This is a genomic window from Hydrogenophaga sp. ZJX-1, from assembly GCF_048590325.1.
Classification (GTDB): Bacteria; Pseudomonadota; Gammaproteobacteria; order Burkholderiales; family Burkholderiaceae_C; genus Hydrogenophaga.
The window spans coordinates 647,165-667,502 of record NZ_JBMBRA010000002.1 but is presented as its reverse complement, the minus strand read 5'-3'; the positions used below and the strand labels follow the sequence as shown (position 1 = coordinate 667,502).

The 20,338-nt window shown below is 69.1% G+C and carries 22 protein-coding genes; 7 read left to right on the top strand and 15 right to left on the bottom strand.

From position 1 onward, the window contains the following. The first annotated feature begins 2 nt into the window (after positions 1-2). From ACN5W5_RS07875 to ACN5W5_RS07855, 5 genes are read left to right on the top strand one after another with little or no spacing between them, the layout of a single operon-like run. A complete protein-coding gene (locus ACN5W5_RS07875; RefSeq protein WP_420047973.1) occupies positions 3-1,319 on the top strand; it encodes an NnrS family protein in 1,317 nt (438 codons plus the stop codon). A 32-nt stretch (positions 1,320-1,351) separates the two neighbouring features. Then, positions 1,352-1,969 carry a nitroreductase family protein gene (locus ACN5W5_RS07870; protein ID WP_420047972.1) on the top strand — a complete coding sequence of 206 codons (618 nt, stop codon included), beginning with the start codon at positions 1,352-1,354 and terminating at the stop codon, positions 1,967-1,969. Positions 1,970-1,995: 26 nt separating this feature from the next. Then, positions 1,996-2,400 (top strand): ribonucleotide reductase subunit alpha, encoded by a 405-nt coding sequence (locus tag ACN5W5_RS07865; RefSeq protein ID WP_420047971.1) that lies wholly within the window; start codon positions 1,996-1,998, stop codon positions 2,398-2,400. 5 nt (positions 2,401-2,405) lie between these two features. Next, complete coding sequence (locus tag ACN5W5_RS07860; RefSeq protein ID WP_420047970.1) at positions 2,406-2,975, top strand: hemerythrin domain-containing protein; 570 nt, start codon at positions 2,406-2,408, stop codon at positions 2,973-2,975. A 17-nt stretch (positions 2,976-2,992) separates the two neighbouring features. After that, positions 2,993-3,421, top strand: coding sequence for a bacteriohemerythrin (locus ACN5W5_RS07855; RefSeq protein ID WP_420047969.1), 429 nt, complete (start codon positions 2,993-2,995; stop codon positions 3,419-3,421). A 76-nt stretch (positions 3,422-3,497) separates the two neighbouring features. On the opposite strand, the gene ACN5W5_RS07850 is transcribed toward ACN5W5_RS07855, so the two are convergent. Then, the gene (locus ACN5W5_RS07850) at positions 3,498-4,199 is read right to left on the bottom strand and encodes a fumarylacetoacetate hydrolase family protein (protein WP_420047968.1); all 702 of its coding nucleotides are present in this window, start codon (positions 4,197-4,199) and stop codon (positions 3,498-3,500) included. A gap of 123 nt (positions 4,200-4,322) precedes the next feature. Next, entirely contained in the window at positions 4,323-5,360 is a 1,038-nt protein-coding gene (locus tag ACN5W5_RS07845; RefSeq protein ID WP_420047967.1) for a cupin domain-containing protein, read from the bottom strand. 153 nt (positions 5,361-5,513) lie between these two features. Here ACN5W5_RS07845 and ACN5W5_RS07840 point away from each other — a divergent pair, with 153 nt between their 5' ends. Then, a complete protein-coding gene (locus ACN5W5_RS07840; RefSeq protein ID WP_420047966.1) occupies positions 5,514-5,990 on the top strand; it encodes a MarR family winged helix-turn-helix transcriptional regulator in 477 nt (158 codons plus the stop codon). 182 nt (positions 5,991-6,172) lie between these two features. Further along, complete coding sequence (locus ACN5W5_RS07835; protein ID WP_084236423.1) at positions 6,173-6,310, top strand: DUF3096 domain-containing protein; 138 nt, start codon at positions 6,173-6,175, stop codon at positions 6,308-6,310. A gap of 92 nt (positions 6,311-6,402) precedes the next feature. Here the strand turns inward: ACN5W5_RS07835 and ACN5W5_RS07830 are convergent, their stop codons facing one another. The 13 genes from ACN5W5_RS07830 to ACN5W5_RS07770 form a co-directional block, all read right to left on the bottom strand. Then, a complete protein-coding gene (locus ACN5W5_RS07830) occupies positions 6,403-7,152 on the bottom strand; it encodes a GntR family transcriptional regulator (protein WP_420047965.1) in 750 nt (249 codons plus the stop codon). Beyond that, positions 7,149-7,820: a cysteine hydrolase family protein gene (locus tag ACN5W5_RS07825; protein ID WP_420047964.1), complete on the bottom strand. Its 672-nt coding sequence runs from the start codon at positions 7,818-7,820 to the stop codon at positions 7,149-7,151. Before ACN5W5_RS07825 ends, ACN5W5_RS07830 begins: the two co-directional genes overlap by 4 nt. A gap of 2 nt (positions 7,821-7,822) precedes the next feature. After that, the gene (locus tag ACN5W5_RS07820; RefSeq protein ID WP_420047963.1) at positions 7,823-9,385 is read right to left on the bottom strand and encodes an ABC transporter ATP-binding protein; all 1,563 of its coding nucleotides are present in this window, start codon (positions 9,383-9,385) and stop codon (positions 7,823-7,825) included. Then, complete coding sequence (locus ACN5W5_RS07815; protein ID WP_420047962.1) at positions 9,382-10,071, bottom strand: cysteine hydrolase family protein; 690 nt, start codon at positions 10,069-10,071, stop codon at positions 9,382-9,384. Before ACN5W5_RS07815 ends, ACN5W5_RS07820 begins: the two co-directional genes overlap by 4 nt. 4 nt (positions 10,072-10,075) lie before the next feature. Further along, on the bottom strand, positions 10,076-11,119 hold the full coding sequence (locus tag ACN5W5_RS07810) for a formamidase (protein WP_420047961.1): 1,044 nt from the start codon (positions 11,117-11,119) through the stop codon (positions 10,076-10,078). 10 nt (positions 11,120-11,129) lie between these two features. After that, complete coding sequence (locus tag ACN5W5_RS07805) at positions 11,130-12,050, bottom strand: ABC transporter permease (protein WP_420047960.1); 921 nt, start codon at positions 12,048-12,050, stop codon at positions 11,130-11,132. After that, a complete protein-coding gene (locus ACN5W5_RS07800; protein WP_420047959.1) occupies positions 12,047-13,117 on the bottom strand; it encodes an ABC transporter permease in 1,071 nt (356 codons plus the stop codon). The genes ACN5W5_RS07805 and ACN5W5_RS07800 overlap by 4 nt, the downstream gene beginning before the upstream one ends. A 13-nt stretch (positions 13,118-13,130) precedes the next feature. Then, positions 13,131-14,237, bottom strand: coding sequence for a BMP family ABC transporter substrate-binding protein (locus ACN5W5_RS07795; RefSeq protein WP_420047958.1), 1,107 nt, complete (start codon positions 14,235-14,237; stop codon positions 13,131-13,133). A 49-nt stretch (positions 14,238-14,286) separates the two neighbouring features. Continuing rightward, positions 14,287-14,697, bottom strand: a complete 411-nt coding sequence (gene hpxZ, locus ACN5W5_RS07790; RefSeq protein WP_420047957.1) for an oxalurate catabolism protein HpxZ — start codon at positions 14,695-14,697, stop codon at positions 14,287-14,289. After that, positions 14,694-16,097, bottom strand: coding sequence for an AtzE family amidohydrolase (locus tag ACN5W5_RS07785; RefSeq protein ID WP_420047956.1), 1,404 nt, complete (start codon positions 16,095-16,097; stop codon positions 14,694-14,696). Before ACN5W5_RS07785 ends, hpxZ begins: the two co-directional genes overlap by 4 nt. An 8-nt stretch (positions 16,098-16,105) precedes the next feature. Continuing rightward, a complete protein-coding gene (locus tag ACN5W5_RS07780; RefSeq protein WP_420047955.1) occupies positions 16,106-16,309 on the bottom strand; it encodes a DUF4089 domain-containing protein in 204 nt (67 codons plus the stop codon). A gap of 105 nt (positions 16,310-16,414) precedes the next feature. Continuing rightward, positions 16,415-18,115: an allophanate hydrolase gene (gene atzF, locus ACN5W5_RS07775; RefSeq protein ID WP_420048176.1), complete on the bottom strand. Its 1,701-nt coding sequence runs from the start codon at positions 18,113-18,115 to the stop codon at positions 16,415-16,417. A 504-nt stretch (positions 18,116-18,619) separates the two neighbouring features. Then, complete coding sequence (locus ACN5W5_RS07770) at positions 18,620-20,314, bottom strand: class I adenylate-forming enzyme family protein (RefSeq protein ID WP_420047954.1); 1,695 nt, start codon at positions 20,312-20,314, stop codon at positions 18,620-18,622. Positions 20,315-20,338 lie beyond the last annotated feature (24 nt).

The window sequence follows — 20,338 nt, the reverse complement described above, 5'->3', positions numbered from 1 at the left end:
CAGTGACCACCACCGCGCGTCCCGTCGTACCTTTGCGCCCCGTGGGGCCAGGTCGCGCGGGGCGTGCACAGCCGCCAGGGCCGAATCCCTGGCGACCCGGGCACCTGCTGCTGGCGCCGCACCGGCTGGCCTTCTTTCTGGCGATGGTGTTGCTGCTGGCCTCGGGCCTGTGGTGGGCGCTGGTGCAGGCGGACCGCGCCACCGGCGCGATCGGCCTGGGCTACGCGGTGCCACCGACGATCACCCACGCCGCGGTCATGAGCTTCGGTTTCATGCCGCTTTTTTTCGCCGGCTTCCTGTTCACCGCCGGCCCCAAGTGGCTGGGCGTGGACGGCCCGGGAACCCGGGTGCTGGTGCCCACTCTGCTGCTGCAGGCCGGCGGCTGGCTGCTCTGGCTCGCCGGGGCGCACACCCACCTGGGCATCGCCGTGGCGGGTGCGGCACTGGCGGCCGCGGGGCTGGGCGCGCAATACCTGCGCTTCTGGGGCCTGGTGCGGCGCAGCACGCTGGCCGACCGCCTGCACGCCAAGGTGGTGGCGGTGGCCGGTACCGTGGGCACGCTGTGTGTCGCGGGCCTGGCGCTGGCCTTGCTGGCCGGTGCGTTCGACGCCGCCCTCAGTCTGGTGCTGACCGGCCTCTGGGGCTTCGTGGTGATGACCTACCTGGTTGTCGCGCACCGCATGATTCCGTTTTTCACCTCCAGCGCCGTGCCCATGGTCGAGGCCTGGCGCCCGTTCTGGGTGCTGTGGGCCCTGCTGGGCGCCGCGGCCTTCGAGGCCTTGACGGTCTGGGTCGCAGCGAGCGGCTGGGCGGGTGCGCCGGTCTGGATGCTGCTGCAGGGTCTGGTCGAGCTGCTGGCCGGCGGCGTGATTCTCTGGCTGGGCGTTGCCTGGGGCCTGGTGCAGAGCCTCAAGGTGCGCTTGCTCGCGATGCTGCACCTGGGTTTCCTGTGGCTCGGCCTGTCCTTTGTATTGGCGGGGCTGTCGCAGCTGCTGGGCCTGCGCGCCGGTGTGCCGGCCCTGGGCCTGGGTGCGCTGCACGCGCTCACCATGGGCTGCCTGGGCTCGCTGCTGGTGGCCATGGTCACGCGCGTGTCCTGTGGTCACAGCGGGCGCACCCTGGTGGCCGATACCCTGGTCTGGGTCGTGTTCTGTCTGCTCCAGGTGGCGGTGCTGTTGCGTGTGGCCGGCGCCCTGGACGGGGCGCCGTTGTGGGTGCTCACCGTCGCCGCGGTGCTCTGGGCCGGTGTGATGGGCGTCTGGGGCCTGCGCCTGATCGGCTGGTACGGCCGCTTGCGCGCCGATGGCCGGCCCGGCTGAGTGTGGTCGTTCTTATGCCTTCGCACCCTGCCATGACCCCTGCCGCAGAGACATCCCCCGACTGGGCCTTTGTCGTCAGCGAGCTGATCCAGGCGCGCCAGACCGTGCTGCCCAAGCGCCTCGTGGAACCGGGCCCGGATGCCGGGCAGACGCAGGCCATCCTGGCCGCCGCCGCCGCCGCGCCCGACCACATGCAGTTGCTGCCCTGGCGCTTCATCCTCGTGCCCGCCGATCAGCGTGCCACGCTGGCCGAGGTGTTTGCCCGCGCCTTGAGCGAGCGCGATCCAGAAGCCACGCCCGAGCAGCTCGCCCAGGCGCGCGAGAAGGCCTTTCGGGCGCCGCTGCTGATGCTGGCGGTGGTGGACGGCGCGCGCGGCGACCCCGAGGTGGACCTGAACGAGCGCATCCTCTCGGCCGGCTGCGCGGTGCAGAACATGCTGCTCATGGCCACCGCGCTCGGTTTCGGCTCGGCGCTCACCAGCGGCAAGGCGCTGAAGTCGGACACGCTGCGGGCCTGCTTCGGCCTGGGCGCCAGCGAACAGGCGCTGTGCTTCGTGAGTGTCGGCACCGTGCTCTCGCGCAAGCCGGCGCGTGCCCGGCCGTCTGTGGCCGACTATGTGAATACCCTGGGTTCGGACCCCGTGTCCTGAATCCCCATTTCCCAACAGGACTTTTCATGGACATCAGCACCTTTGACGATCTGCTGGCCGCCGCGCGCGCCCAGTCCCAGCCCCAGCGCCTGCTGTTTGTGTTCGCCGGCGTCGAGCTGCCGGACGACGCGACCCCTGCCCAGCGCGCCGCTTTCGAGCAGGGCCAGGGTGGTGCGCTGGTGCCGCAGATGTGCGTGGACAAAAGCCCCGACGAACTGGCTTCGTTTGACCAGCTGAAGGAAGAAGCCACCAGCTTCGGCCAGGCCTGGGGCATGGTGTTCGCCGCCGCGATGTCGGGCGCACCGGGCAAGGCGCCCACCAGCGCCGACGCCGACGAACCACTGAAGAAAATGGTGGAAGCGATCCGCCAGGGCCAGATCCAGGCCTACATCCCGTTCGACCCGCAGGGCCGTGCGGTGCGTCTCGGCTGATCGCCATGGCCGGTATCCGCCTGCACCAGATCGGGCAGCCGGGCGCACAGCCGTCTGCGGCCACGTTCGAGCAGCCCTTCGAGATGCTGACCGCCTGCCACGAACGGGTGGATCGCATGTTGCGCCTGCTCGACCGGCTGTGCCAGCACCTTGAAGCGAAAGGCCTTGACGAACAGGCCGCCCAGGCGGCGCGCGACGTCATGCGCTACTTCGACCTCGCCGCGCCGGACCACCACGAAGACGAGGAGCGCCACGTCTTTCCCCGCCTGCTGGCTGGAAACGACGAGAACGTGAAGACGGTGGTGCGCCGGTTGCAGCAGGACCATCAGGACATGACTGTGAACTGGGTCGAAGCCCGTGAGGTGCTCCGGCGGGTGTCCGAGGGGTCGGTGCCGACGTGGTCCGCTCTGAGCGAGACCGACCGCGCCACGCTGGCGCGTTTTGCGGGCCTGTACGCCGATCACATCCGGGCCGAAGAGGATGTCGTTTATCCGGCCGCGTCAGCCCTGATCGACGCACCCGAGTTGCAGCGCATGGGGACCGAAATGGCCGCCCGCCGCACGGCCCGGCCCTGAGCGGCAGGAACCTCCCCATGCCACCCCTGGAATTGCCCGAATTCGAATGGAGCGAGGCATTCGCCTGCGGGGTGGACCTGATCGACCGGCAGCACCGCAACCTGGTCGATCTCACCAATCTGCTGCGCTCGGCCATCTTGCGGGGCGACACGGTCAGCAGCGCAAACAGCGTGGAATCGCTCCAGGCCTATGCGCGTTACCACTTCGCCTACGAGGAATCGTGGGCGCGCGACCGCGGCATGTCCCAGGCCGCGCTGGACCAGCATGCGCGCCGTCACCAGGCCTTTGCCGACCGCATCCAGGCGATGGCCGAACACGGCAGCCTGGAAGAGGGCCAGGGGCACACGCTGCACCGCTTTCTCGCCAACTGGCTGCTGGAACACATCGTCAAGGACGACAAGGAGATGGTTCACCGCCTGCTGAACCCGGGCGGCGTCAAGGCCTGACCGTCTGCCCAGTGCGGACGCGCTCAGGCGGCATCGGGTTGTTGCGCAGGCGCCGCGCGGCGGAAGTTGTAGAGATTCATTCGGCCGGACCCACGGTCAACGCGACCTCGGCCACACCTTCCACACGCCCGGTGATCCGGTCGCCCGCCACCACGGCGCCCACGCCTTCCGGGGTGCCGGTGTAGATCAGGTCGCCGGGTTGCAGGTGGTAGAACTGGGACAGGTCGGCGATGATTTCGCGGATGTTCCAGATCAGCTTGTCCACGTCGGACGACTGTTTGGTGGCACCGTTGACTTCCAGCGCGATGGCGCCCTGGTCGACGATCACGCCTTCCATCGGCACGATCTCGGAGCAGACCGAACCTTCTTCGATGTCCTTGCCCAGGTCCCAGGGGCGGCCCTTGTCGCGGGCGACCAGTTGCAGGTCGCGGCGGGTCATGTCCAGGCCGGCGGCGTAGCCGTAGATGACTTCGTGCGCGTTCTCGGCGCTGACGCGGAAGCCGGCCCGGCCGATGGCCAGTACCAGTTCCATTTCAAAATGGTAGTTGTTCGTGCCCGGTGGGTAGGCCACGGTCGCGCCACTTTGCACCAGCGTCTGCGGCGACTTGGTGAAGTAGAACGGCCGTTCGATCGACTTGTCCACCGGCTTGCCCATTTCGACGGCGTGCGCGTGGTAGTTGCGGCCGACGCAGAAGATGCGGTTGATGGGGAAACGTTCGGTCTTGCCCCGGATGGGCAGGGACTGGACGGCGGGCGGGGTGAAGAGGTATGGCGTCATGTCGATCGGAACAGAAGGTCGAGTGCGAAGGGCTCAAGCCGGGAACACCGCGGAACCGGCTTTGCCGGGCCGCTGGTGTTGCCCCCTGGAAGGGGGGTGACGGGCGAAGCCCGGCGCGGGGGGTCAGCGTGTTTCATACACGCCGAGCTTGCGGTGCAGCGGGGATTCGTCGGCAATGAACACGAACGACGGCTGGTCGGCCCGGCGGTTCGTCAGCGTCACGGGTTCGTAGCCGGGCGCGCAGCAGGTGTCGGCTTCGACCAGACCGAAGGTCTTGCCGCAGGTGGACACGTCCACGCCGCCTTCGATCAGGTGGAACACCTGCGAGGGCGAGCGGGCGGGCAGCGGGAGCGTCTGGCCGGGCTTGAGCATCAGCGCGTAGAAGCCCAGGATGTTCTGTGCGTCACCACCCGTTTCGGGGTTCACGTAGGTGACCTGCACGCAGTCCAGATCGGGCCGGTCGGTCGCCATGGCCACGAGCGCGGCGCGCGTGGCCACCCAGGGGTAGCGCAGCATCGGGTAGCGCTTGTCGCTGCGGCTGAAGACCTGCGTGGGCACCACGCCGGCGCGGGTCCAGGCGCGGTCGCCGTTGCCCTGTTGGACGGTCTGGCGCTCACCGTTGATGTGGTAGCTCGCCTCCATGTAATAGACCAGCGGCAGGTCGAGCACGTCGAGCCAGACGACGGGGTCTTTGCCGTCGTGGCCGTGTTCGTGCCACAGGCCGGTGGGCGTCAGGATCAAATCGCCGCGGCTCATCGGGCACTTCTCGCCATCGACCGTGGTGTACGCGCCTTCGCCCTCGACGATCATGCGCACGGCGTTGGGCGTGTGGCGGTGGCTCGGCGCCCACTCGCCGGGCAGCAGCAGCTGCATGCCCAGGTACATCGCCGGGCTCGCCTTCATGTTCTCCAGGCCGTGGCCGGGGTTGGCCAGCACCAGCACGCGGCGCTCGGCCTTTTCGATGGGCGTGAGCTCGCCCGCCTTCAGCAGCAGCGGCTTGAGTGTGGCGTAGGACCAGTGCACGGCCTGGGTGGCGCGCGTCGGCACCCTGGGCGGCAGCACCGCACGCAGGCTGGGCCACAGCGGCACCAGGTTCAGCGCTTTCAGGTCGTCGCGGTAGTCCTGCGGCAGGTCTTCGAGTCGGCCGAGTTCGTGGCTCATCTTGTGTCTCCGGAAATGGGGGTGTGAAGTGACTTTTGAAAGCCTTGGCAGGTTTCTTCAAAAGGACGTACACACATGATCAGCATGCTTATCATAAGTGTCCTGCTAACATGAATCAAACCCTTTTGGGGTAAACCCTGCCTTCGATCCGCCATGAAAAACGCCGACCCGTCCACCGTGAACATCGACCTCCAGCCCGGCCATGCGATCCGCCGTCTGCACCAGATTTCGGTCGGCATCTTTCTGCAGGAAGCCGGGGACCTGGGCATCACGCCGGTACAGTACGCCGCCCTGCAGGTGGTTGGCAACCAGCCGGGCATCGACCAGCGCACGCTGGCGCGCACCATCGCGCTGGACGCATCCACCACCGGCGGCGTGGTGGACCGGCTCGAAGCCCGTGGCTGGATGGAACGCCGCACCGCACCCGAAGACCGGCGCGCGCGCCAGCTGGTGCTGACCGCCGCGGGCGGGCAGGCACTGGCGGCGTGCATTCCGGCCATGCTGCGCGCCCAGGAACAGATCCTGGCGCCACTCACCGAGCGTCAGCGCAGCGACTTCATGCGCCTGCTGAACCTGCTGGTGACGCAGAACAACGAGATGAGCCGTGCGCCGAGCGAAGCCATGCGGTAGACCCTTGTGGCGCTTCTCCCCGGCCCTCCTGCCCCAAGGGGACGGGCCGCGTTGCGAACGAGCGTCTGTTCGACGACGCACAGACAGCCACGCCGCTCGCGCAAAATCATCGGTACCCGCGGCGCCCGCTCCGAGAGCTGGGTGAGGCGCCTGTACCCCAACCCCCCACAAGAAAGACCCTCATGAATCTGCACCTGAGCATCGGACCGCTGGTGTCCCTCATCGCCGGTATCCTCATCCTGGTGATGCCCCGCCTGCTGAACACCATCGTCGCCGTCTACCTGATCATCATCGGCTTGCTGGGACTCTTTGGCCGCTGAGTCCGTTCCCGTTGGCTTGAACCCAGGCTGTGGCGGGCGGGCATGCCCTGGCGGCGTGCAATCCTGCCACGCCGCGCGCGAAAGCGTCGCTCTCAGGCCACCGGCGCGACCTGCTGGGCCATGAAGACCTGGTGCAGGGTGATCTTGCGCACCTCGACCTGGCTGGCCTGGATGTGCGCGCGCAGCAGCAGGTCGGCGCGGTCGCCCTTGCGCGCGATGATGGCGCGCAGGATCTTGGCGTGTTCGTCGTAGGTGGCGTCGATGCGCACCTGCTTGAGAAAGTCGAGCCGGCGGATGATGCGGATGCGCTCGGTCACCTCGTGGTGCACACGGGCCATTTCGGGGTTGCCCGCGGCCTGCACGAGGGTCTCGTGGAAGGCCTCGTCCCAGGCCGCCACCGTCGCCGCGTCGCTGTTGCGCTCGCCCACCGGCACCAGCCAGCGCTCCTTGAGTTCCTGCAGCAGCGTTGCTGAGGTGGCCACGTCCTGCTGGCACAGGCGCTGCACGGCGGTGGTCTCCAGCACCATGCGCAGGTCGTAGAGCTGGTCGAACTTGTCGAAATCGAAGGGCAGCACGCGCCAGCCGCTGCGGAACATCACCTCCACCAGCCCCTCCTGCTGCAAGCGGTACAGCGCCTGGCGCACCGGCGTGCGCGAGACCGCCAGGCGGTTGCAGAGCTCGTGTTCGCTGAAACGGTCACCCGGCACCAGCCGGAAGTCGGCGATGTCCCGCTTGAGCTGCTCGTAGACCTCGTCGGCGCGTGAAGGGGGTGTGGTGGCCGTCTTGGCGGGGGATCGTCGGGTGGTGTGCACGGGGAAGCTCTGGCAGTCTGGGGGGATCATCGCCGGGAGGGGGTCAGCGCCGCCAGCAAGGGCGCGCTGGTGGCGGTCCAGCCGATGATGCCACCCTGGGCGCGCAGCATCTCCACGGTGGCCGCCTTGAAGTGCGGAAAGTAGCTCTCGGTGCAGTCCTCCAGCAACAGGCAGTCGTAGCCGCGGTCGTTGGCCTCGCGCATGCTGGTCTGCACGCAGACCTCGGTGGTCACGCCCATGAACACCAGGTGGCTGATGCCGGCCTGCTGCAGCGTCTCGTGCAGCCCGGTGGCGTAGAAGGCGCCCTTGCCGGGTTTGTCGAGCACGATCTCGCCGGGCTGTGGCGCGAGCTCGGGAATGATCTGGTTGCCCGGTTCCCCGGCAACCAGGATGCGACCCATCGGCCCCTCGTCGCCGATGCGCAGCGCGGGGTTGCCGCGCAGCCGCTTGGCCGGGGGGCAGTCGGACAGGTCGGCCGCGTGTGCCTCGCGCGTGTGAACCACCAGGCCGCCGGCACCGCGCCACGCCTGCAGCACCGCCTGGCAGGCGGGCACGATGGCCGCGAGCAGGGCCACGTTGTTGCCCAGGCTCTCACCGAAGCCCCCGGGCTCGATGAAGTCGCGCTGCATGTCGATGATGACCAGCGCGCTGTGCGCGAGATCGAATTCGTAGGGGAAGGGTTGTGCGGGGATGTTCATGGTCAATGTCCTCCGCCCATGTGGGCACCAATCTCGTGGCGTTCGGCGCTCGCGGCCGGTGTCTCGAACACGATGCGGCCCTCGCTCATGACCACGATGCGGTCGGCCAGCTCCAGCAGCTCGTCCAGGTCCTCGCTGATCAGCAGCACCGCGCCGCCCTGGTCGCGCACCCCGCGCAGCCGGGTGTGGATTTCCTTGACCGCCGCGAAGTCCAGTCCGAACACCGGGTTGGCCGCGATCAGCACGTTGATGTCGCCGTGCAGCTCGCGCGCCAGCACGGCGCGCTGCACGTTGCCACCCGAGAGGCTGCGGATGGGGGCGTTTTCCCCCTGTGTCTTGATACCGTAGCCGGCGATCCATTCGCGTGCCCGGCTGCGCCAGTGGCCAAAGCGCAGGCGGCCACCGCTGCACAACGGCGCGCGGTCGAAGTCGCGCAGCGCCATGTTTTCGGCCACCGAGAGATCGCCCACGCAGGCGTTGCGCAGCGGTTCTTCGGGCAGGCTGCGCACCTTGAGGCGGTGGTTCTCCTCGCGCCGAGCGCCGTAGGGCTGGCCCTGCACCGTCACCGTGCCGGCCGCACGCGCGCGCTGGCCCACCAGCGCCTCCACCAGCTCGCGCTGGCCATTGCCCGACACGCCGGCCACGCCCAGGATCTCGCCGCTGGCCACGGCCAGGCTCAGGTCCTGCACGGCGAGCGTGCCGCGGTCGCCCATCACTTGCAGGCCCTGGACCGCGAGCGACACCGCGCCGCTGGCCGGGGCTTCGGCCAGAGTCACAGGGCCGACGCCCTCCGCGCTTTCGGCCGCGCCACCCACCATGGCCTGCGCCAGCAGCGCCGGCGTGGTGTCGGACACGGCGCAGTGGTGCACCGCCTGGCCGCGCCGCAACACCGTCACGTCGTCGGCGTAGGCCATCACCTCGCGGAACTTGTGCGTGATGATCAGCACCGTGCACTGGCCGCTGCGCGCGAATTCGCGCACATGGCCCAGCACCTCGTCGGCTTCCTGTGGTGTGAGCACCGAGGTGGGTTCGTCGAGGATCAGCAGGCGTGGCCTGAGGTAGAGCTGTTTGAGCAGTTCCAGCTTCTGCTTCTCGCCCGCGGCCAGCTCCTGCGGACGCGCGTCGAGGTTGAGCTGGAAGGGGGTGGTTTCCAGGAACTGCGCCAGCCCTGCGCGCTGGCGCTTCCAGTCGATCACCGACGGCGTCTGGCCACCGGCCAGCAGCAGGTTCTCGGCCACCGTCATGCCCGGCGCCAGCGTGAAATGCTGGTAGACCATGCCGATGCCCAATGCGCGTGCCACCACCGGGTTGGGGATGGCCTGTTCGCGCCCGTCGATCAGGATGCTGCCCGACGTGGGCCGCTGGAAGCCCGCCACGCACTTCACCAGCGTGCTCTTGCCCGCGCCGTTTTCGCCCAGCAAGGCGTGCACCGTGCCGGGGGCAACCTTCATGTTCACGCCCTGCAGGGCCTGGAAGCTGCCGAAGCGCATGCCCATGCCATAGGTGTCCAGCGCCAGCGCGCCGGTGGACGGCGGCAGGCCGCCGATGGGTGCGTCGTCGATCATGCCAATGCCTCCAGAACGGCGGTGGAGGTGGCGTGTGCACCGAACACGCCGCCCTGCATGGTGATCATCTTCAGCGCGGCCTCGTGGTTGCCCCGGTCGGTGGCGGCGGTGCAGTCGGAGAGCAGCAGGCACTCGAAGCCCCGGTCGTTGGCGTCGCGCATGGTGGTGTGCACGCAGACGTCGGTGGTGATGCCGGTGAGAATGAGGTTGTCGATGCCGCGGGTGCGCAGCAGCAACTCCAGGTCGGTGGCGTAGAACGAGCCCTTGCCCGGCTTGTCGATCACCGGCTCGCCCGGCAGCGGCGCGAGTTCGGGAATGATCTCCCAGCCCGGTTCGCCGCGCACCAGGATGCGCCCGCAGGGACCGTCGTCGCCGATGCCCACGCCGTTGCTGCCGATCTGCCGCGAACGCCAGCGCTTGTTGGCCGGCAGGTCGGATAGGTCGGGCCGGTGGCCTTCGCGGGTGTGCATGACCGTGTAGCCGGCGCCGCGCATGGCGGCCATCAGCGCCTGCAAGGGTGCGATGGGTGCGCGCGTGAGCGAGATGTCGTAACCCATCTTGTCCACGTAGCCGCCCACGCCGCAGAAGTCGGTCTGCATGTCGATCACGATCAGCGCCGTGTTCTCGGGCCGCAGGTCGCCGTTGTAGGGCCAGGCGTAGGGGTTGGCCTCGATGAAGCGTTCCATGGCGTCAGGCCGCTTTCTTCAGGGTGATCCCGGCCGAATCCGGCACCAGCGGGTGCGCCTCAGGGCCTTTGTAGCTGCGCGTGGGCACATCGAAGCCGCAAGGTGTGCCGTCGGTCACATTCACTGGCCAGGGCAGCCGGTAGGTGCCGGCCGCCATGTCGTGCATGTAGGTGTAGGGGCAGTCCTGCGCCCCGCCCTTCACCGCCACGTAGCCCCGGTGGTAGAGCTGGTAGATGTTGTTCTCCACGCCCCAGCCCTGGCGCGCCTCGCGCACCAGGTCGGGCCGCAGCTCGGCGGTGATGATTTCGTCGACACGACCGCCGCCTTCGGCGATCACCGTGCCGTCGAAGCTGCAGAACATGCCTTCGCCCATGGAGTCGAAGCTGCCGTCGCTGCCGCACAGGCAGACGCTGGCGGTGATGGCCAGGTTCTGGAAGGCGTTGGCCTGGTTGGTGATCTTCCAGGCGTGGCGGATGGGCGCTGTGTAGCCGGCGGTGCGCAGGATGATCTCCGCGCCCTTGTAGGCCGCCTCGCGGGCCATCTCGGGGAACATGCCGTCGTGGCAGATGATGAGCGAGAGCTTGCTGCCGTTGGGGCCGTCGCACACCGGCACGCCCAGGTTGCCGGGTTCCCAGGGCTCCACCGGCACCCAGGGGTGCAGCTTGCGGTAGTAGAGGCGGATGGCGCCGGTGTCGTCGATGATGAGCCCGCTGTTGTACGGGTTGCCGCCGGGGTTGGCCTCCATGATGGAGAAGCAGCCCCAGATGTGGTGTTCGACGCAGGCCTGCTTGAACGCGGCCACCTCGGGTCCGTCCAGTGTCACCATGAGTTCGGGTGCCGTGTTCATGGACAGGCCATGCAGCGCGTATTCCGGAAACACCACCAGGTCCATGGTGCCCTGGTTGCGCCGCGCCTTGCCCACCAGGTCGCAGATGCGCTGCGTCTGCGCCGCCAGCTGCGCAGGCGTTTCCACCACCGGCAGCTGCAGCTGCACCAGCCCCACGACCACGCCGTGCTTCGATTTGTTGAGACCGCCCAATCCACTCATGTGAGTTCTCCTAGCGTGTTGAAGACAGTTCGCCCGGGCTGCCCGGCACGACCACACCGGGTCGGCAGGTCATCACCAGGATCAGCAGCGTGAGCACGTACGGCACGATGTTGAACAGGTGGTAGCCCCAGCCGATGCCGACCGATTGCAATGCCGGGCCGATGGCGCCCGCGCCACCGAACAGCAGCGCCGCGCCGACGCAACGCAGCGGACTCCAGCGCGCGAAGATCACCAGCGCCACCGCGATCAGGCCCTGGCCGCTGGAGATGCCTTCGTTCCAGCTGCCGGGGTAGAACAGCGTGAGCGAAGCGCCGCCGAGGCCGGCGATGAAGCCACCCGCTGCGGTGGCCGCGATGCGGATGCCCGAGACCGAATAGCCCAGCGCGCGCGTGGCGTTGGCCGAGTCGCCGGCCAGGCGCACCAGCAGGCCCATGCGGGTGTTGGCGAACGCCCAGCCCATCAGCCCCGCCACCACCAGACCGATGGGCAGCAGCGCATTCACTTCCAGCGCGGAGCGCACGGCGGCCGAATCGCTCCAGCCGCCCAGCGACAGGGCCGGCAATTGCGGCGCCTGCGGCTGGATCAGCGGCTTGCCGAGGTAGAAAGCCAGGCCCATGCCGAGCAGCATGAGGGCGATGCCGGTGGCGATGTCGTTGACGCGCGGCAGCGAGCACAGCAGGCCGTGCAAGGTGGCCAGCAGCGCACCGGCCACCGCGCCGGCCAGCACACCGACCCAGGGCGAGCCGCTCAGGTACGAGGCGCCGAAGGCCGTCATGGCCGAGAGCACCAGCACGCCTTCGAGGCCCAGGTTGATGCGGCCCGATTTTTCGGTCAGGCACTCGCCCAGGCTCACGAACAGGAAGGGCACGCCCACGCGCAGCGCGCCGCCGACGATGCCGGAGAGGAAGATGACCAACTGATCAGCGGTCATGACTTTTCTCCTTGTGGCACTGGCTCAACGGGTTGAAGACGGGCAAGCCGTGCGAACCCGGCTTTCCAGTCGGTGTCGCGCAGCGCTTCGCTGGCCAGGATCAGCACGAAGGCGATGCCCTGCAGCAGCAGCACCGAGGCGTCGGGCAGGCCGAGGCGGCGCTGCAGCAGGCTGCCGGCGGCGCCGAAGCCACCGAACAGGATGGCCACCGGGATCACCGCCACCGGGTGGTGCCGCGCCATGAACGAGACCAGGATGCCGGCGTAGCCGTAGCCGGCGATCAGCGCGGCGTTGGCGCTGGTGTGCACGGCGGCCACTTCGATCGCCCCGGCCAGCCCGGCGGCCGCGCCGCCGAGCGCGCAGGCCAGCACCACCAGCCGCGTGGCGGGCAGGCCCACCAGCTGGGCCGCGCGCGGGTTGCCGCCGACCACGCGCACGGCAAAACCCGAGGGGGTGAGGCGCAGCCACAGGCCTGCGACCAGGCACACCACCACGCCGATCACCAGGCCCCAGTGCACGTCGGAACCGGCGATGGTGCTGATGAGCAGGCCCTCGTCGAGCGCGGGTGTGGACGGCTTGTTCAGGCTGGCCGGGTCGCGCAGCGGCCCTTCCACCAGGTGCTTGAACAGACCGATGGCCACATAGGCCAGCAGCAGGCTGCTGATGGTTTCGTTGATGCCACGGTACTGGCGCAGCCAGCCGGCCAGAGCCACCCACAACCCGCCGGCCACCGCCCCGGCCATGCAGATCGCCACCGTGCCGAACAGACTGGGCGGCAGCGGCACGGCGTGCGCCAGCGCCGCGCAGGCCAGGCCACCGAGCACCAGCGCGCCTTCACCACCGATCACGGTGAGGCCCGCGCGCGCCGGAATCGCCACACACAAGGCCGTCAGCATCAGCGGCGCGGCGCGCTGCAGCGTGTTCTGCCACGAGTACCAGTCGCCGAAGGCGCCCTTGAACAGCAGCACCCAGACCTCGACCGGACTCACCCCCGAGAACGAGACGATGAGACCGAACAGCAGCAGGGCCACCCCGATGGCGCCGACGGGAAGGAGGACGTTGCGCATGGCCTCGGTGCCTTCAGACGGAGCCGTTCACGCCTTCAACCAGGTAGTTCATCTTCTCGAGCTCCAGGTCGGTCTGCTTGAACGCCTTGCCGGCCGGAATGATGGTGGCGCCCTTGTTGTCCTTGAGCGGGCCTTTGAAGATGTCGAAGCTGCCGGCCATCATCTGCGCCTTCACGCCATCGGCCTGCTTCTTGGCGGCGTCGGTCACCATGGGGCCGTAGGCCGAGGGTTTGACGAAACCTTCCTTCAGCCCGCCGCGCACGAAGTTGGGGTGCGGCTTGCCGCTGCGCACCGCATCGACGAAGGCGGTGTAGGCGGTGAGCCAGTTCCATTCGGCGCCGGTCAGGTAGGCCTGTGGTGCGAGCTTGGCCTGGCTGGCGTGGTAGCCGCAGACCATCTTGCCGCGCTTGGCCGCGGTCTCGACGATCACCTTGGGGCCGTCCACGTGCATGGTGAACACGTCCACGCCCTGGTCGGCCAGGCTGTTGGTGGCTTCGGCCTCCTTGACCGGCATCGACCAGTCGCCGGTGAAGATCACGCTGCAGGTGATCTTCGGGTCGACCGATCGCGCACCCATGGTGAAGGCGTTGATGTTGCGCAGCACCTGCGGGATCGGCTTGGCGGCGATGAAGCCGATCTTCTTGCTCTTGCTCATGTGCCCGGCGATGACGCCGTTGAGGTACTGGCACTCGTCGATGTAGCCGAAGAAGCTCGCCGTGTTCTTCGGGTGCTTGCCTTCGGTCCACATGCCGCCGCAGTGGGCAAAGCGCGCGTCGGGAAACTTGGCCGCCACCGCCAGCATGTGGGGGTCGAAATAGCCGAAGGAGGTGGGGAACACGAGCTGTGCGCCGTCCTGCGCGATCATGCCGGTCATGGTGCGCTGCACCGAGGCGGTCTCGGGCACGTTCTCTTCTTCCACCACCTTCACGCCCGGCATCTTCTTGAGCATGGCCGCCGCCTCGGCGTGGGCCTGGTTGTAGCCGTAGTCATCGCGCGGGCCGACGTAGATCACGCCCACGGTCACGGGCTTCTGCGCGAAGGCGAAGGGGCTGGAGGCCGCGGCGCCGAGCGCGGCCAGGGTCTTGATCGAATCGCGGCGATTGGAGATGAAGTGGCTCATGGGAAGGCTCCTGGGGGTGGTTGGAGGGGACGGGACGGGGTGAACGGATTCAGGCCAGCAGGCTCACGTGGGCCGAGACCACGCGCCAGCCCTCGGGCGTGCGCAGCCAGGTCTGGCTCTGGCGACCGGTGCGGTCGCTGCCGTGGCGGAAGAACTCGGTGTTGGCGGTGGCGAAGTCGCGGCCGTAGGTGGTGATGACGGTTTTGCCCAGCGTGCGCGCCAGACCGGTCGAGGGGCGGGCGGCGCGGAAGGCGCGGATCGCGTCATAGCCGTAGAGGTTTTCGGTGGCGCCAAAGCGCAGCGTGTGCGGGCTGTCCCAGAACAGCTCGTCGAGCACGGCCACGTCGTTGTTCACCAGGGCATGTTCGTAGCGTTCGAACACGGCGGTCACTTCGAGCAGCACGTCGGGCAGGTTGATCGCCGGCGGGCTGCCGGCGGCGGGGGCTGAAGGGGTGTTCACAGACCGCTCTCCTTCACGTGCGCCACGCCCGACTGCGCCAGCGCCCAGCCGGCGCGCAGCGCCAGGTCTTCGCGCCAGGGCGCGGCGATGAGCTGCACGCCAATGGGCAGGCCGCCGGTGCCCGAGGGCCACATCGGCGCGGTCACCACCGGACAGCCGGAGAACGACACCGGCTGCGTGAGCAACCCGATGGAGGGCCGGCAGGGCAGTTGCTGGCCATTGATGTCGATCCACTCGCTGCCGATGGCCGGCGCGGCCACTGGCGTGGCGGGCGCGATCAGCACGTCCCAGTCGCGGAACAGGGCGTTGACGTTGTCGCGGTACATGCGGCGGAAGCGCTGGGCACGCACGTACCAGGCAGCGGGTTGCAGTGCGCCGGCGATGAGGCGGTCCACCGACAGCGGCTCGTGGTCGGCGGCCCGCGTGCGCAGGCTGTCCAGGTGCAGTTGCCCGCCCTCGCTGGCGGTGACGATGAAAGCCGCGGCGCGCGCGGCGGCCGCGTCGGGCCACTCGACGCCGCGCTGCACGGCGGTGTGCACGCCCAGCGCGTCGGCCGCCAGGGTCACGGCCTCGCGCGCCGCCGGTGTGGCCAGCGCATCGAAGTAGCCGCCGAGCACACCCACCCGCAGGCCCTGCACCCCCTGGACGGTTGAAACGGAGGTGGGCTCCACCGCGGTCGCGAAGCAGCCGGGGTCCAGCGGATCGGGGCCCTGCAGCGCGTCGTAGGCCAGGGCCAGGCCGGGCAGGTCGTCGGCGAACGGGCCGAGGTGGTCGATGCTGTGCACGAAGGGGAAGCTGCCGCGGCGCGAGAGCCGCCCGAAGGTGGGCTTCAAGCCCCAGATGCCGCAGAACGACGAAGGCACGCGGATCGAGCCGTTGGTGTCCGACCCCAGCGTGAGCGGCACCTGGCCGGCGGCCACCGCCGCGCCCGAACCGCCCGAGGAACCGCCGGCCGTGCAGTCCAGGTTGTGCGGGTTGCGGGTGGGGCCGTAATGGGTGTTTTCGGTGGTGAAGCCGTAGGCGTATTCGTCCATGTTGAGCGAGCCCACCAGCACCGCGCCAGCGTCTTGCAGACGCTGCACCAGCACCGCGTCGGCGGTGGCGGGCGGGTGCGAGCGGTTCACCTTGGAGCCGGCCAGGGTCACCTCACCGGCGATGTCGAACAGGTTCTTCACCGCGAACGGCACACCGGCCAGCGGCCCCAGGGTTTCGCCGCGCGCGCGCCGGGCGTCCACGCTCGCCGCCTGGGCCCGGGCGGCGTCGAAGCGGGTGCCGGTGAAGGCGTTCACGCGGGCGTCGGTGGCTTCGATGCGGGCGATGCAGGTCTCCAGCACGGCGGCGGCGCTGCGCTCGCCGCGGGCGACGGCCTGGGCGGCCTGAGAAAGTGAAAGCGTGGGCATGGCGCGGCTCAGCGGGGCAAGTCGAAAGGAGCGGGACGAAACAGTTCGGCCGGCTCGTCGTGCGGGGCCAGCGGGATGGCCTCCAGCGTTGCCGCGAGGCCGGCGGTGCGCTGCAGGTGCACCGCCACGCGCGCGGCCTGCGCGTCGTCCAGTGGCAGGCTCAGCACCACAGCGGCGGCCTGCACATAGGCCAGGGTCTGCTCGTCGGTCATCGGCGCACCTCGGACAGCGTGGCCACGGTGCGAAGGCCTTCGCAGCGGGGGTGGTGTGGCATGGCGAGACTCCTTCGGGTGGAAAAAGAGGCCGGTGGGTCGGTGTCAGGGAAACGCGAGGCGGGCCGGTGCGGTGGAGGCCAGGTAGGCGCGCCAGCCGCCCAGGTGGGTGATGTCGGCCGCGTCCTGCAGCGCCAGGGGCTCGCACAGGAAGCCCTGCACGCTGCTGCCGTCGGCGACCTGCAGGCTGCCGATGGACAGGGGTGCGGGCACCAACGCGACAAAGCTGCCGTACTGCGCCAAAGGCATGTCCCAGACCTCGATCTCGATACGTTCGCCTTCGCCGGGCGCCACCCGCAGCAGGCCGGGCTTGGGCGGCGTGGTGTCGGGCAGCGCGAAGAGGCGGTAGACCGGCGCGGTGTGGGTGCGGCTGAGCAGGGTCGCGCCGCGTTCGGTGAGCTGGCCGTTGAGCGGCATGCCGGAGAGGTGCGCGCCGACCACGGCCACGCGCACGCGCGGCGGTGCCGCGAGGGTCAGGCCCGCGATGGGCTGGGGTTCGGGCAGCGGCTGGCCGGTGGCGCCCTGGGTCAGGCCGGTGGCGTGGTGGTAGCGCTGGCCGAGCTCGGCCAGCTGCCAGTCGCTGCCGCAGCGGCCGATCAGTGTGATGCCGAACGGCAGGCCGTCGGAGCGCCAGCTGCTTGGCACCGACAGCGCGGCGTAGTCGAGCAGGTTGACGAAGTTGGTGTAGGCGCCGAGCTGGCGGTTGAGCGCCACCGGGTCGGCCCGCATCGCTTCGATGGTGGGGTGCGTGGGCGCGGTCGGCACCACCATCAGGTCCAGGCCGCGCCACAGCGGCTCGGCCTGCTGGGCCAGGGCGGCGAGGCGGGTCTGTGCCGCCACCAGATCGGCCGCGCTGTAGGGGCGGCCGGCGCCGACGATGCTGCGCACCGGCTCCATCACCTCGTCCTCGTGGGCATCGAAGAAGCCACGGATGGCCGCGTAGCGCTGGGCCACCAGGGCGCTGCCGTAGAGCATGTCGGCGCAGGCCGAGAACACGCCGAAGTCGATGGGAACGGCCTCGCCACCGAGATCCTTCAGGCGCTGGACCGCCTCGTCAAATGCTGCGCGCGCGGCCCCGTCGCCGAAGAACGCCAGCGAGGCCGGCAGGCCGAAGCGGAAGCGCGCATTGAAAGGCGTGTTGGCCAGCGACAGGGGGCGCGAATACGGATCCGCCGCATCGTGCCCCAGCGCCGCGGCCAGCACCTGGGTGGCGCGCGCCACCGTGGTGGCGAAGATGGACACGCAGTCCACGGCCTGCGCGGCGGGCACCAGGCCATGGGCGCTGATGAGCCCGCGCGAGGGCTTCAGGCCCACGATGTTGTTCAGGCCGGCCGGCACGCGGCCGGAGCCGGCGGTGTCGGTGCCGAGCGCGAAGTCGACCTGGCCGGAGGCCACCACATAGGCCGACCCCGAGCTGGAACCGCCCGACACATACAGGGGGTTGATCGCGTTGGGCACGGCGCCGTAGGGCGAGCGCGTGCCGTTCAGGCCGCAGGCGAACTGGTCGAGGTTGGTCTTGCCGTGTAGCGATGCACCAGCGTCGAGCAGCTTCTGCACCACGGTGGCGTGGGCGGAGGCGGTGTAGGCAAACGCCGGGCAGGCGGCGGTGGTGGGCCAGCCGGCCACGTCGATGTTGTCTTTCACTGCAAAACGCAGCCCCGACAGTGCACCGGACCCGGTGCCGCTCAGCGGCTGCGCCGGCTGGTGCAGCCAGGCCTCGGACGCCCAGGGCGCTGCCTGCTTCATGGACGGCATGTCGGGCGTCTGCACAGGATCGGATTCATGCACCATGATTAAGCATTCCATCTTGTATCCAAGTTCAGATGCAATATCGGTGCCAGGCGGGACGAACCGCGCCGGGATGGTTTCGGAATCGCCGGTGCGCAAAGAAGGTGGCAGGGATTTGAGTCAGGGCAATAGAGTCAGTCGCCGCTCACGTCGCTACGTCCTTGACCCGTATGGGGTGGCCCACCGAGTGAAAGTCGGTCTCGATGATTTGGCTTGGACGGCAACCCATCTCCGCCAGCACGACGCGCGCCCTTCCCCCACGGTTGAATTCGGGGGGCTGACCTGTCCCTCATCAGCCGGGTCGCGGATCCCTGCGACCGCCGTGCTGGGGTCTGTTCACACCATTTTTCCAGGCGTGAACCGGGCCGTGGGCAGGGCTGCTCAAAGCCTGAGCCTGACCTGGGGGCCCCTAGGCCTGCAGCCGGAAGGCCGCCGCCCACGCCTGCGCCTGCGCCTTCAGCGTCAGCTGCCCGGCGAGCTGCCTGGCGGGGTCTGCGGCTGCCGGGCCAGCAGTTCGAGGGCTTTTTGCAGGAGCAGCTTGAAGTTGATCTTGCCCTCCGCGGTCACTGGCCACTCGCCTTCCCAGGGCAGAAACGCCTTCGGCACCTCATAGGCCGCCATCCGGCTCCTGCAGGCCTCGCGCAGAGCAGCGGACTCCGGCATGGCGTGGCCGCTGCGCATGCGGACAAAGCTCACCACCTTGGCGCCCCAGTAGGCGTCGTCCACGCCCATGGTTTTGACGTCGTCGACGCTGTCGGTGAAGATCTCGAGCAGCTGTGTGGTCACGCGCGTGGTCGAGACGTTCTCGCCACCGGACTTGACGACGCCGCCCAGGCGGCCCAGGTAGGTGAGGTAACCGTTGTCCAGGTGGCCGTAGTCGCCGCTGTGGAAATAGCCTTCGGCATCGAAGGCCTTGGCAGTTTCGTCGGGCTGGGCGTGGTAGCCACGGAAGAGGTACGGGCTCGTGTAGCAGATCTCGCCGGGCTGGCCCTGCGGCTGGCGCGCGCCGGTCTCGATGTCCTTGATGACGACCTGCACGCCGGGCAGCGGGCGGCCGTGGGTGTTCCTGTTGATGTCTTCGTCCACGCAGTCGTGCTCGGCCAGCGAGATCAGCGGTCCGTTCTCGGTCTGCGCGTAGAGGTTGTTGATGGTGGCGCCGGGCGGGCACATGGTGCGCACCAGGTCGTAGGTGCGCGGTTCGCCGGCCAGGATGGCCTTGCAGATGCCGAAGCGGTGCTGTTCGAAGCCGGGCACGCGGCGCATGCCTTGCCAGTGGGCGTCGAAGCCGAAGGTGCTGGTGCAGCCGTGGCGGTCGATGAGCCTGAGCGCTTCCTGCGGCTGGAACCCGTCCATGAGGACCAGCGTGGTGCCGCAATAGGCCAGGTTCATGGTCAGGGCGAAGATGCCGCTGTTGTGATAGAAGGGCGCGAGGTTGACGTAGCGGTCGTCTTCGGTCAGGCGCAGGTTGCGCGCGCCGAAGTGCGCGGTGGCCAGCGGCGGCCGGTGGTCCCACAGCGCGCTCTTGGACAGCGAGGTCGTGCCCGAGGTCTGGCACATGAACTGGATGTCGGTGGGCTGTCCGGCGTCGACCAGGGCTTGCAGCCGTTCGTGGTCCACGGCGCGCGCCGGATCGAGCAGCGTGTCGAAATCGAGATAGCCCGGCGGCACCGGCCCGGTGTGGCCGACGCAGACCACCTGCTCCAGCGAGGGCAGCGACGGCGCGCGCATGCGACCACCGTCGCTGGCCAGGTCGGGCAGCGCGCCCTGCAGCAGGGCGATCACGTCGCGCGGCCCCTGGCGGTCGACGGCGACGATCAGGCGGGGGCGGTTGCGCTGCAGCACGCCCTGCAGTTCGTGGGTGCCCCACAGCAGGTTGAGCGGATTGATGATGGCGCCGATCTGCAGGGTGGCAAAGTACAGCGCCGCGAACGGGGGAATGGGACCGGGCAGGGTGGAGACCACGTCGCCCTGGCCGATGCCCAGATCCAGCAGGCCCTGGGCGATGCGCTGGACCTGCTGGTGCAGTTCCCGGTAGCGGATCTCGCGGTCCTCGAACACCAGGGCCAGGTGATCCGCACGGAGGGCGCAGGTCTGGTTGAACAGCTGGGGAATGGTGCGGTGGTACCAGCCGTGCGAATGCAGGCGTTGGGGCAGCATGGGAACCTCTGCGGAAGTGGAAGG